Here is a 13,045-nt window from a genome sequence, read left to right as displayed (position 1 = left end):
AAATCTATCGATAGGCTTTTATCGACAAAGAGTTAACGCAAATTCGCGATCCAGTCGCGCAGAAGCTCGACCGCCGCCTGGTCGTGGCGCGAGCGGCCCAGTTCCGGCATCATGATGCCGGGTTCGGTGCTTTCGGCGCGATAGATCAGGATCGATCCGTCGGGGTCGCCTGGACTGATGTCGAATTCGCGGCCGCCCGAGCCCCGGCCCGCGGCGACGGGGCGCTTGCCGATCCCTAACGCGACGGCGTCGGTTTCGCCATAGGTCAGAAACAGTCCCGAATTGCTCGCCGGGCCTTCTCGGCGATGGCAATGCGCGCAGTTAACGTCCAGCCAGGCGCGGGCGCGAGCGTCGAGCGGCGCGTTCTTGTCGCGCCAATCCGGCACGGCGGGCGCGACCGACGGCGCCGGCGCGCCGGCGAGAATCCCTTTTTTGCTCCAATAGACAAGTTGGTTCTCCGGGCCGTCCTGATAGGTGAAGACGCCGTTGAGATTGCGCGCCTTGGGGCCGAGCGGCGTGATTTCGCCGCCGAGCCCGTGACAGGCCTTGCACTGGTTCTTGTTGGGCACGGAATAGGTGAAGCGCAGCGGCTCCTCGGGCGTCTCACCGATGCCGGCGAGCGCGATTTCGACCTTGGCGCCGGCAATGTTCAACGCCGCGTCGGTCTGCTCGTCATTCCACAGATAGGCCCAGGCATGCCAGCCTTCATCCTGGCGGATGAGTAGCCTGGTTTCGACGAGACGGACAGCTTCGTCGGGCCGGCGCATATCGGCCGGAAATGCGAAAGTCTTGACCAGGACCGAGCCGACCGGGAAGTCGAAAGCTTCGTCGTCGTCGTAGCGGGCAGCCTTGCCTTCGGGGATGTAAACGAAGCGCGACTTCTGCGCATGATCGGAAAACAGCGGCGTGGTGATCGCGAAGGGGACCACGCCTGCGGCCGGTTTCTGGGCGGCCGGATCGGCGAAGAGGCCGGTCTGCGACAAGAGTTTCGGAGGCCGCTTGGCAGCAAGGGCGGCCCCGTCGACGGCTGCCGCCGGGCTGGCGATCATCGCGGCAAGCACGACAAAGGCCGCGCCGGCCGCGCGGCGGGCGGCGACAAGGCGTCGGCCGGGAGACAGAAGACGCAGCCAATACCGCATCGCCCGGCCGCTCAGCTTGCCTGGTCCTGCGGCAGTTCTACCGGTTTCGGCTCTGGCAGGGCGCCCTTGTAGTCGGAAATATCGGTGTCAGGCGCGGTCGACCATGGCAGAAGAAGCTGCGAGATCATCTTCAGATTGGCGAAGGTCGTGCCCTCGGCCTCGTCGACATAGACGCGGTTTTCGGCTGCGACCCAGGAAAAATACTCCGGGATGGTGGTGACGCCGTCCCACACGATGTCAGGAACCGGCGTGCCGGAGACGTCGGAAATCGTCTTGCCGACTTCGCCGTCAGGCGCGCCGCCTCCCTCGCCGTACTCGTTGCCGTGAACGTAAACGCCGCGCGGCACGAACATATAGGCGTCGTCGTCATACTCCTCCGGATAGGCGGCGATCAGCACATGGGCGGTCGCATTTCCGGAAAGCCGGTTTCCGAACACATGCACGTTGCGGTTGGCCATCACCATGATGCCCATTCCCTTGGGCACGATCGCGACGATGTTGCCCTCCGGCGCGAAATTCGGCGTGTCGTTGTCGACGACGTCGTTGTCAAACACGCGGATATCGTGCCCGCCCTGGACCGGCAGATTGGGCAGGTCGAAGATCAGGATACCGCCGGTATTGTGGGTGGCAACGTTCTTGTAGACATCGGCGCGAAAGGAATTCTCGATCTCGATGCCGGCGACGTTGTATTCGGCGCGGCTGTTGCGCACGACGATATCCTCGCTCTGGCCGACATAGATGCCGGCATCGGAGGCGCCGCGCACCAGCACGCCGTCGACGAGCACGTTTTTCGACGAAACCGGATAGACGCCGTAGGCGCCGTTTTCGGCCTTCGGCCCGCCCGTCCACTCGACACGCAGATTGCGGAAGGTGATCTGGTCGGATCCCTTGGATTTGACACCGTCGCCTTTGGTATCCTCGACGGCGAAGTCCTCCAGGACAACACGGTTGGAGGTCACCAGCAGGCCTTCGCCGGACCCGGTCTGACCCGTGAAGGAAAGAATGGTGCGGTCGGGGCCTTCGCCCCTGACGATCACGTCGTCGACGTCCAGCGACAGGCCGTCCGTAAGCGCGTAGCGTCCGGCCGCGATCGTGACCGTGTCGCCCGGCTCGGCCAGTATCAGCGCCTCGACGAGTCTTTCGTTGGCGTCCGTGCCGGGTTCGACGCGGATCTCGGCCGCGAAGGCGACCACCGGCAAGGCTAGGGCCAGCACGGCGCCGACAAGGGTTCTCAAGGCGGAATTTCGCATGCTCGTCCTCCCCAAAACATGCTTGACGATGCGTCTGAAAGCGTGTGGTGTCAATAAAAATGAAAATGTTTCACTTTCGTGGCGCTGGGTGTTTGAGATGGAACGCGGCAGGTTATTCGCGTCGGCTGGAAAGGGCTCGATGCCGCGCCAGCCGCGCGCGCGGCAGACCCGCGCGGCCTTGATCGAGGCGACCGAAATCCTGGTGGCGCGCGAGGGCGAGGCGGCGGTGACGACCTCGCGCGTGGCCGCGGCATGCGGTGTTGCGGTTGGCTCGGTCTACCGCTATTTCGCCGATCGCGACGCGCTGCTTCTGGCGGCTTACGACGATACGGTGGCACGGATCGTGGCGGCCTGCGCGGCGGCACTCGAAAGGCTCGACCCGACAACACCGGTGGACGTGGCGGCCCGCATGATGCTGGAGCATTATCTCACGGCGGCCGACGCCGTGCCCGCCCATGTCGGCCTGTTGCGTGTCATGCGTCGCCTGCGCCCGGTCGAGCACGACCAGGGTCAGGCCGAAAACCGCATCGTCGGCGACCTTCTCGGGCCTTTTCTCGCCCGCTTCGCGCCCGCGATACCAACACCCGACCCGCACGCGCTGGCGTTTCTCAACGCGCTGCTGGGTACGCTTGTCGATCTCTACCTGGTCGAGGACCGCGCCGATATCCGCCTGCGCCTGCGCGACGACATCGAAGCCCACATGGTTCTGGCGCTCGGCCGCATCCTGGCCGGTGCGCCCGACGAAGACGGGAACTGAGCGGCCAACGCGTCACGGCAGCCGGGCTTGCCGCAGTTGTCATTTCATGGCCAAATCCCGCTATCGTAAGCCCGAAGCGATTGGACGTTGAGATGGATTTCGCCTCGTTGTCGATCTTCGCCGGCGCGCTGCTGGTTGCGGCGGGTTCGCCCGGACCGAGCATCGCCGCCCTGGTGGCGCGGGTGATCGCGAGAGGTTTTCGGGACGTCCTGCCGTTTGTGCTTGCAATGTGGATCGGCGAGGCGATCTGGCTGTCGCTGGCGATTTTCGGCCTAGCGGTGCTTGCCCAGAGCTTCCATTTCGTCTTCGTGGTCATCAAATATGCCGGTATCGCCTATTTGTGCTGGCTGGCCTGGAAGATGTGGAGTGCGCCGGCCACGTTCCGCGCAGGCGAACTGCCACGCGAGGATGCGCCCTGGCGACTGTTTTTCGCCGGCATGGCGGTTACGCTCGGCAATCCGAAAATCATGATGTTTTATCTGGCGCTGCTGCCCACCATCGTCGACCTGGGTTCGGTCGGCTTCATCGGATGGGCCGAGCTGACGGCGACGATGGCGCTCGTCCTGATCACGATCGACTGCGCCTGGGTGCTGGCTGCCGCGCAGGCGCGCCGGCTGATGCGGAGCGAGCGGGCGATGCGGATCGCCAACCGGATAAGCGCCACGACAATGGCCGCGGCGGCGGCGGCGATCGCCACTCGGTAGCCCGGACGACGTTTCGTTGAACGTCATCACGATCCGGTCCTCATTGCCGGCCCGCGATTCCGAAGCCGTTTCCGTTTTAACGGATCGCGTTTTCGGGATTGCGAACCGACAACTGCTTGGCCGAAGGACGCTACATGTCCAACGTCTCGGCGACCTCGATGCTGCCGCCCGCGTCCAGAATCGGGCAGCCCTTGGCCTTGGCGAGCGCATCATCCATGTCGGCGGCGTTGACGAGGCTGTAGCCGCTGGTCGGGTTGGCGCCGCCGTCGTCGGCGACCTTGCCGCCGGGCATGACCGTTTTCGACATGCCGACCGGGTTGCCGCCGTCGACGATGGCATCGCCGAGCGATCCCATCCAATCCATCCAGGCCTGCATGACCTTCTTGCCCTCCTCCTCGGTCTCCGGCACGCTGCCGCCGTGATAGACATAAAGAAATTTCGGCATTGTTCCTCTCCCTGCGTGGCGTCGAATAGCCGATCACCGGCACCGGATGCTCTTCGCATTGTTTAACTAAAATACGAAATGACGTTTTCGCGAGCGATGCCCAATCCGTCGTCAACGGGCCGCGGCGTGGTATTCGGGATTTGGGCGCATGTCGACGGCGGCGGCGACCCGATTCGACATGTTGAAGAAGGCGGCGACGGAGGCGATGTCCCAGATGTCGCGGTCGTCAAAGCCGGCATCGCGCAGCGCCTGGCGGTCGGCTTCCTCGATCCTGTCGGGCGTTTCGGTCAGCTTGACGGCGAAGTCGAGCATCGCCTTGTGGCGCGGGTCGAGAGCGGCTGCGCGATAGTTCATCACCATCATCTCGCCGAGTTCGGGGTCGCCGGAGAGCTGGCGGACGGCGGCGCCGTGGGCGGTCAAGCAATAATAGCAATGGTTCACCGAGGAGACGGCGACGGCGATCATCTCGCGCTCAAGCTTGGACAGGGTCGAGTCCGCGAGCATGAGGTCGTTGTACATGTGGGTAAAAGCGCGCAGCTTTTTTTCGTCGAAGGCGTAGGACAAAAGCACGTTCGGGACGAGGCCGAGCTTCTCCCGGCATTTGTCGAAATAGGCGCGCGTCTCGGGGCTGAGATCCGTCGCCGGCGCGATGTCGAGGGCCGTCGGCCTTTTGCCGCTTTCCGTCATCTTCTTTTTACCGCCTTTCCGCATCTTGGCTGGGAGTTCAGGTCTCGTCGGGGTCGCAATCGCGATAACGTCTGATACGATAGCGGAAAATTCCCGCCGGAGGAAAGCATGACGGCAAGCAAGGGCAAGGCGAAGCCCGGAAGCGGCAAGGGCGACGCTCGACCGAAAGAGGCCCAAATTTCGGACTTCAAACAGCTTTTGCTGTCGCGCTCGCCGGCGGAGGATGCCGAAGCCTACGAGCCGGCCATGTTGTCGAAGGCGGCCGATCTGGTGCGGCAGGCGCTGACGCATCATCACAAGGGCGAAAGCGCGATCATGATCGCCCGCGACAGCGGAATCGAACGGGCCGGCCGGCCGGTGACGGCGATCACCGTCATCAACGACAATATGCCGTTTCTGTTCGATTCGGTGATGGGCGAGATCGGCGCCGGTGGTGTCGAGCCGCTGCTGGTCGCCCATCCCGTGATGCTGGTCGATCATGACGACAAGGGCGTGTGCGATATCCGGGGCGATCCGGGCGGCAAAGCGGAAGGCGATCGTGTCAGCGTCATCCACGTCCACGTTCCGCCGATCCCGCAGCTGGAGGCCGAGCAGCTTGAAATCCGGCTAAGGGAGGTGCTCAAGCAAGTCAGGGCGGCGGTGGTCGACTGGAAGCCGATGCTTGCCCGGCTTGAGCATACGATTTCGGACTACCGTTACATGCCGATCCCGCTCGACAAGGGCGCGGTCGGCGAGGCGATCGCCTTTCTGGAATGGCTGCGCGACGACAATTTCACCTTCCTGGGCATGCGCGAATACAGCTACACCGGCGAGGGCAAGTCCGGTATTCTGGAGCGCGCCGACAGTCGGGGCCTGGGCATCCTGTCCGATCCCGATCTGAAAATCCTGCGCGGCAGCAGTTCGACCTCGATAACCACGCCGGAGATCCGCGAGTTCCTGCATGGGCCGGAGCCGCTCATCGTCACCAAGGCCAATGCACGCTCGATCGTCCATCGTCGCGCCTATCTCGATTATATCGGAGTGAAAACCTTCGATGCCGATGGCAAGCTGACCGGCGAACTGCGGATGGTCGGTCTGTTCACCTCGACCGCCTATACGCGCTCGGTGTTCCGCATCCCCTATCTGCGTTCGAAAGCGGAGCGGGTGCTCGCCAAATCCGGCTTCGACAAGGGCGACCATTCCGGCAAGGCCCTGATCAACGTGCTGGAATCCTACCCGCGCGACGAACTGTTCCAGATCGACGCGGCGATTCTGCGCAAGCACGCGATGGCGGTTCTGGCGCTGGGTGAGCGGCCGCGGGTGCGCGCGCTGGTGCGCGTCGACCAGTTCGACCGCTTCGTCTCCGTGCTCGTCTACGTTCCACGCGACCGTTACGATTCGCGTGCCCGCGTGCGCATCGGCGATTATCTGAAGACGGTATTCGACGGCCGGCTGTCGGCCTATTACCCGGCATTTCCGGAAGGCGCGCTGGCGCGGGTCCATTTCATCGTCGGACGCTCGGGCGGCAAGACGCCCAAGGTGAGCGCCCAGTCGATCGAGGCCGAGATCCGCGATATCGTACGCACCTGGGACGATTCCCTGCGCGAGGCGGCCGCGCAGGCAGGCATCGAAGGCGCCCATACCGCGATCGCAACCCGCTTCCCCGAAGCCTATCGCACCAGCTTCAAGCCGGCCGAGGCATTGCGCGACGCCGGCCGCATCGCGTCACTTAACGCCGACAACCCGATTGCGATCGATTTTTACCGCCATGCCGACCAGACCCCGCAGCAGGTCGCGCTCAAGATCTACCATCACGGCGAGGCCGTCGCCCTGTCGCGGCGGGTGCCGCTTCTGGAAAATATGGGCTTCCGGGTTATTTCCGAGCGGACCTTCGAGGTCGATCTCGACAATGGCGCGGCCGTGTTCGTCCACGACATGGAACTGGAAAGCGCCTTCGGCAGGGCGCCGGCGCTCGAACAGGACGCAGACCGGTTCGAGACCGTGTTCCTGTCGGTCTGGCGTGGCTTGGCCGACAATGACGGCTATAACGGGCTGGTGCAGACGGCGGGGCTTACGTCGGGCGAAATCACCATCCTGCGCGCCTATGGCCGTTATTTGCAGCAGGCCGGCATCCCGCAAAGCCAGGATTTCATCGCATCGGTGCTCAACCGCTATCCGAAGATCGCCGCCGATCTCTACGGCCTGTTCCTGGCCCGGTTCGACCCCGGTCTCGGCGCGCAAGACGCGGCGCGGCTGCAGGAAGAACGCGTCGAAGCGGTGATGCGGGCACTGGAGGACGTCCCGGTGCTTGACGACGACACGATCGTGCGCCGTTTCCTGAACCTGATCCAGTCGACCCTGCGGACCAGCAAGTTCAAGCCGGAAGCTGACGGCGAAACGCGCTCGCTCGCCTTCAAGCTCGATTCGCGCCAACTGTCGAGCCTGCCCGAACCGCGCCCCTGGCGCGAGATTTTCGTTTACGGCCCCGAGGTCGAGGGCGTGCATCTGCGCTTCGGCCCGGTGGCGCGCGGCGGGCTGCGCTGGTCGGACCGGGCGCAGGACTACCGCACCGAGGTGTTGGGTCTGGTCAAGGCGCAGCAGGTCAAGAACGCCGTCATCGTGCCGGTCGGCGCCAAGGGCGGTTTTTATCCCAAGCGTCTGCCACAGGGCGGCACGCGCGACGCGGTTTTCGAGGCCGGCAAGCGCGCCTATGTCAATTTTATCTCAAGCCTGCTGTCGATCACCGACAATCTCGACGGCGACACGGTCGTGCCGCCGGAACATGTCGTGCGCCATGACGGCGACGATCCTTATTTCGTCGTTGCCGCCGACAAGGGCACGGCCACCTTCTCCGACACCGCCAACGCGATCAGCCAGGCGCACGATTTCTGGCTCGACGACGCCTTCGCCTCCGGCGGCTCGGCCGGCTACGACCACAAGAAGATGGGGATTACCGCGCGCGGCGCATGGGAGGCGGTGAAACGCCATTTCCGCGAGATGAATCGCGACATCCAGGCCGAGCCGTTCACCGTCGTGGGCGTGGGCGACATGTCGGGCGACGTGTTCGGCAACGGCATGTTGTTGTCGGAACATATCAAGCTGGTCGCAGCCTTCGACCATCGCGACATCTTCATCGATCCCGATCCGGATCCGGCGGCCTCGTTTGCCGAGCGCAAGCGCGTCTTCGAACTCGGGCGATCGAGCTGGAGGGATTACGACACGGACAAGATTTCGGACGGCGGCGGCGTCTTTTCGCGCTCGCAAAAGTCGATCACGCTGTCGCAGGCAGCCGCCGACGCGATCGGCCTGGGCAAGACCAAAGCCTCGCCGGCCGAAATCATGACCGCGATCCTGAAGGCCCCCGTCGACCTGCTGTGGTTCGGCGGGATCGGCACCTATGTGCGGGCGGCCGACGAATCGAACCAGGATGTGGGCGACCGGGCGAATGACGGCATTCGCGTTACCGGGCGCGAGGTCGGCGCCAAGGTCGTCGGCGAGGGCGCCAATCTCGGCATGACCCAACGCGCGCGTATCGAATACGGGCTCGTCGGCGGACGGTGCAATTCCGACGCGATCGACAATTCGGCGGGCGTGAACTCGTCCGACGTCGAGGTCAACATCAAGATCGCGCTGGCCGCGGCCATGCGCTCCGACAGCCTGACGCGCGGCGCGCGCAACACATTGCTCGCCGCCATGACCGACGAGGTGGCCGATCTCGTTCTGGCCAACAACTACCACCAGACGCTGGCGCTTTCGCTGGCCTCGCGGCGCGGGCTTTCCGATCTCGGCCATCAGGCCCGGTTCATGACCGCGCTCGAGGCACGGGGCCTGCTCGACCGGGCGGTGGAAACCCTGCCGGGAGAACAGGCGCTCACGGAGCGCACGGCGCGCGGCGAGCCGCTGACCCGGGCCGAGCTCGGCGTTCTGCTCGCCTATGCCAAGATCGTGCTGTTTGCCGACCTGACGCGGAGCGACCTCCCGGACGACCCGCATTTCGCTACCGATCTTCTGGCCTATTTTCCCGAGCGACTGGCCAAGAAATACAAAAACGAGATCCTGGCCCATCGGTTGCGGCGTGAGATCGTCGCCACCCAGCTCGCCAACGACGCGATCAACCGGGGCGGCCCGTCCTTCATCAGCCGGCTGCAGGACGTGACCGCCTGTTCGCCCGCCGAGGCGGTCGGCGCCTTCGCGGTGGTCCGCGACGGGTTCGAGCTCAATGCGACCTTCGCGGAGATCGACGCGCTCGACACCAAGGTGGACGGCCAGGAACAACTGCGCTTCTACCAGGCCGTCGGCCGCTTGATTCACACCGTGACCGCATGGATGCTGAAAAACGGGGACGGTACCCAGGGCGCGGGCGCGCGCATCGCCGAGCTGAAGAAGGCACGCCGGACACTCGAGCCGAGACTGGCCGAGCTGCTTCCCGACTTCATGCGAAACCGGCTCGAGGAACGTTGCCACGATTTCCGCGTCGCCGGCGCGCCCGACGCGCTGGCCGAGCGCCTGGCTTATTTCGGCATCGCCGAGATCGTCCCCGACATCGATCTGGTCGCCCAGCGGGCGGGCGCCGACGTCGATGCGGCGGCGCGCGCCTATCTTGGCCTCACCGAAACGTTCCGGGTCGCGCGGATCGAGGATGCGGCGCGTTCGGTGGCGCCGGTCGATTATTACGACGGGCTGGCCCTGTCGCGCGCCACCGATATGATCGGCGCGGCGCGGCGGGGCATGGCGGTCGCGGTCCTTGCCGCGCACGGATCGGCCGCGGATCCGGTGGCATCCTGGATCGAGGCGGGCGGCCCGCGGGTCGCGCGGGCGCGCGAAAGGCTGCAGGCCCTGACCGAGGCCGGCGACATTTCCCTGTCGCGGCTGACGGTCGCGGCCGGCATGATGGCGGATCTTTCCGGGCTTTGAGGCAACATGTCGCCGAGGGGGCGACGGAGGGGACATGGTCGACACGCAAGAGCGGCGCGCGCCGCGCCGCGGCATATGGAGCTGGATGCTGTTCGACTGGGCACAGCAGCCGTTCCACACGCTGATCATCACCTTCGTCTTCGCACCCTATTTTGCCTCCACGGTCGCCGGAGACGCGGCGCGCGGACAGGAGCTGTGGGGCTACGCGACCGGTGTCGGCGGACTGCTGATCGCACTGTCGTCGCCGATTCTGGGTGCGATCGCGGACGCGACCGGGCCGCGCAAGCCATGGATCCTGTTCTTCTCCGTGCTGGGCGTGATCGGCTGCTTCTTGCTGTGGCGGGCGGTGCCGGGCATGGAAGAGATCGGGCCGATCCTGTTCTTCATCGCCCTGGCGGTGTTTGGCATGGAATTCGCCGCCGTGTTCAACAACGCCATGATGCCCGATCTGGTGCCGCGCGCGGAATTGGGGCGCCTGTCCGGCTCGGCCTGGGGGCTGGGCTATCTCGGCGGCCTGAGCACGCTGGTCCTGGTGCTCGGCTTCATGTCGGCATCGCCGGAGAGCGGGCGCACCCTGCTCGGGTTTGAGCCGATCTTCGGCCTCGACCCGGCAATGCGCGAGGGTGATCGCGCGGCCGGCCCCTTCACCGCGCTCTGGTACATGGTCTTCGTGTTGCCGATGTTCCTGTTTACGCCCGACATCGCGCGCCGCACCTCGGCGCGCGGCGCGGTGAGGCGCGGCCTGTCGCAGCTCGGGCGCACGCTGCGCAGCCTGCCTTCGCAACGCAGCTATTTCAGCTTTCTGCTGTCGAGCATGTTTTATCGCGATGCGCTCAATGCGCTTTACACTTTCGGCGGTATCTATGCGGCCGGCGTGCTCGGCTGGTCGATCATCCAGATCGGCATATTCGGCATTCTGGCCAATCTGACCGGCGCGGCTGGCGCCTGGTTCGGCGGCCGCCTCGACCAGCGTTTCGGCCCGCGCTTCGTCGTCGCGATCGCGGCCGTGATCCTGACGGCGTGCTGCGTCCTGGTGATCTCCACCACGCAGACCGAGGTGTTGTTCGTCACGGTGGCGGCCGATGGCGGCAGTTCACTGCCCGACATCGTCTTTTATTGCGCCGGTGGACTGATCGGGGCCGCGGGCGGCGCCATCCAGGCCGCCTCGCGTACCCTGCTCGTCGACCAGGTCGAGCGCGAACGGGTGACGGAGGCGTTCGGGCTTTACGCGCTGTCGGGCAAGGCGACGACCTTCATCGGCCCGCTAACGATCGCGCTGGCGACCGGCTTCTTCGCTTCCGAGGCGCTGGGCCTTTCCAGCCAAGACGCGCAACGCCTCGGTGTCACGCCTGTCATCGCGCTGTTCCTGCTCGGGCTGTTTCTCCTGCCGATGGTCAAGAGCCGACATCAGGGCGAAGCCGACGAAGACTGAGCCGATCCTTGCGCCCTCCCGGCTTCAGTGGCGGAAGTGGCGTGTGCCGGTGAACACCATGGCGATGTCATGCGCGTCGGCGGCGGCGATCACCTCGGCGTCGCGCATCGAGCCGCCGGGCTGAATGACGGCCGTCGCCCCCGCCTCGATCGCGGCCAACAGCCCGTCGGCGAAGGGGAAGAAGGCATCCGAGGCGACCACCGCGCCACGGGTGAGCGGTTCTGTCATGCCGGCTGCGACGGCCGCATCCTCGGCCTTGCGCGCGGCGATGCGGGCGGAATCGACCCGGCTCATCTGGCCAGCGCCGACGCCGACAGTGGCGCCGTCGCGGACATAGACGATCGCGTTCGACTTGACGTGCTTGGCCACCTTGAAGGCGAATTTCAGGTCAGCGAGCTCGCGTGCGTCGGGCGCGCGCCGGGTCACCGTTTTCAAGTCGAGATCCTCGACCACGGCATTGTCGCGCGATTGCACGAGCAGGCCGCCGGCGACCGATTTGATGGTCAGGCCGCTCGCGCGCGGGTCGGGCAGCCCGTCGGTCAGGAGCAGCCGCAAGTTCTTCTTGGCCGCGATCAGGGCGAGCGCGTCGGCGTCGGCGCCGGGAGCGATGATCACTTCGGTGAAGGTCTTGACGATCTCGGACGCCGCCTCGGCGTCGAGCGCGCGATTGAGCGCGACGATGCCACCGAAGGCCGATACCGGATCGCAGGCCAGAGCCCTGCCGTAAGCCTCGCGCAGCGTTGCCGCCCGGGCCACGCCGCACGGGTTGGCGTGCTTGATGATCGCCACCGCCGCGCTTTCGGCCGGGTCGAACTCGCCGACCAGTTCGAAGGCGGCGTCGGTGTCGTTGAGGTTGTTGTAGGACAAGTGCTTGCCCTGGACCTGGCGGGCGGTGGCGACGCCGGCGCGCTTGTCGCCGGTGCGGTAGAATCCGGCCTCTTGATGCGGGTTTTCGCCATAACGCATCGCTTCGCCGAGCCGGCCGCCGAAGGCGCGCCAATGCGGGTCGGCGAGATCGAGCGTTTGAGCGAACCAGCCCGAGATCGCGGCGTCGTAGGCGGCGGTGCGTGCAAACGCCTTGGCGGCGAGTTCCTGGCGCAACAGATAGGGCAGGCAATTGCCGTTTTCAGCGAGCGAGGCGGCGACCCGGTCGTAATCGGCCGGCTCGGTCAGGACCGCGACATAGGCATGGTTCTTGGCCGCCGCACGCACCATTGCGGGCCCACCTATGTCGACATTTTCCACCGTGGTGGCGTAGTCGCCGCCGGCGTTGCGGACTTCCTCGAAGGGATAAAGGTTGATGACCACGAGGTCGAAGGGGCGGATGCCGTGCGCGTCCATCGCGGCGGCGTGCTGCGGATCATCGCGTATGGCGAGCAGTCCGCCATGAACCAGCGGATGCAGGGTTTTTACCCGCCCGTCCATAATTTCGGGGAAGCCGGTGACATTGGAAATGTCGGTCACGGCGAGCCCGGCTTCAGCGATCGCGGCCGCCGTGCCGCCGGTGGAGACGAGTTCGATCCCGGCCGCGGCCAATTTGCCGGCGAATGCAGCCAGCCCGGTCTTGTCGGAGACCGAGATCAGCGCCCGGCGCACCGGCACCAGATCGGGAGCGGGGATGTTCTTCGACGTCACGGCCATCGACCGGCGATCTCCTGTATCCAAGGGAAGGGGCGTGCGCGACCTATCACAGGCGCGGGGCAAAACAAATGCGCCTGGCGCGTGGCAAAGGCGCGCA

9 protein-coding genes are annotated in these 13,045 nt (G+C 65.5%); 4 read left to right on the top strand and 5 right to left on the bottom strand.

Translation table 11 applies throughout. The features are described 5' to 3' along the window. Positions 1-32: 32 nt before the first annotated feature. Together GN330_RS03625 and GN330_RS03620 are read right to left on the bottom strand one after the other, a co-directional pair. Positions 33-1,139, bottom strand: a complete 1,107-nt coding sequence (locus GN330_RS03625; protein ID WP_197435021.1) for an SO2930 family diheme c-type cytochrome — start codon at positions 1,137-1,139, stop codon at positions 33-35. An 11-nt stretch (positions 1,140-1,150) separates the two neighbouring features. Continuing rightward, entirely contained in the window at positions 1,151-2,389 is a 1,239-nt protein-coding gene (locus tag GN330_RS03620; RefSeq protein WP_156711287.1) for a parallel beta-helix domain-containing protein, read from the bottom strand. Positions 2,390-2,528: 139 nt separating this feature from the next. Here GN330_RS03620 and GN330_RS03615 point away from each other — a divergent pair, with 139 nt between their 5' ends. Beyond that, positions 2,529-3,146 carry a TetR/AcrR family transcriptional regulator gene (locus GN330_RS03615; protein WP_197435020.1) on the top strand — a complete coding sequence of 206 codons (618 nt, stop codon included), beginning with the start codon at positions 2,529-2,531 and terminating at the stop codon, positions 3,144-3,146. A 92-nt stretch (positions 3,147-3,238) separates the two neighbouring features. Next, entirely contained in the window at positions 3,239-3,850 is a 612-nt protein-coding gene (locus GN330_RS03610) for a LysE family translocator (protein WP_156711285.1), read from the top strand. A 130-nt stretch (positions 3,851-3,980) separates the two neighbouring features. Here GN330_RS03610 and GN330_RS03605 read toward each other — a convergent pair whose 3' ends face one another. Continuing rightward, positions 3,981-4,295, bottom strand: a complete 315-nt coding sequence (locus tag GN330_RS03605) for a YciI family protein (RefSeq protein WP_156711284.1) — start codon at positions 4,293-4,295, stop codon at positions 3,981-3,983. A gap of 111 nt (positions 4,296-4,406) precedes the next feature. Next, a complete protein-coding gene (locus GN330_RS03600) occupies positions 4,407-4,982 on the bottom strand; it encodes a peroxidase-related enzyme (RefSeq protein WP_156711283.1) in 576 nt (191 codons plus the stop codon). Between the two features lie 108 nt (positions 4,983-5,090). On the opposite strand from GN330_RS03600, the gene GN330_RS03595 reads away from it, so the two are divergent. Together GN330_RS03595 and GN330_RS03590 are read left to right on the top strand one after the other, a co-directional pair. Then, complete coding sequence (locus GN330_RS03595) at positions 5,091-9,875, top strand: NAD-glutamate dehydrogenase (RefSeq protein WP_156711282.1); 4,785 nt, start codon at positions 5,091-5,093, stop codon at positions 9,873-9,875. Between the two features lie 34 nt (positions 9,876-9,909). Beyond that, positions 9,910-11,307, top strand: a complete 1,398-nt coding sequence (locus GN330_RS03590) for an MFS transporter (protein WP_156711281.1) — start codon at positions 9,910-9,912, stop codon at positions 11,305-11,307. Between the two features lie 24 nt (positions 11,308-11,331). Here the strand turns inward: GN330_RS03590 and purH are convergent, their stop codons facing one another. Beyond that, on the bottom strand, positions 11,332-12,948 hold the full coding sequence (gene purH / locus GN330_RS03585; RefSeq protein ID WP_156711280.1) for a bifunctional phosphoribosylaminoimidazolecarboxamide formyltransferase/IMP cyclohydrolase: 1,617 nt from the start codon (positions 12,946-12,948) through the stop codon (positions 11,332-11,334). Positions 12,949-13,045 lie beyond the last annotated feature (97 nt).

Origin of the sequence: Nitratireductor arenosus, assembly GCF_009742725.1 — a bacterium.
In the GTDB taxonomy this organism is placed as follows: Bacteria; Pseudomonadota; Alphaproteobacteria; order Rhizobiales; family Rhizobiaceae; genus Mangrovimarina; species Mangrovimarina arenosa.
This window is presented reverse-complemented; position numbering and strand designations above follow the sequence as displayed.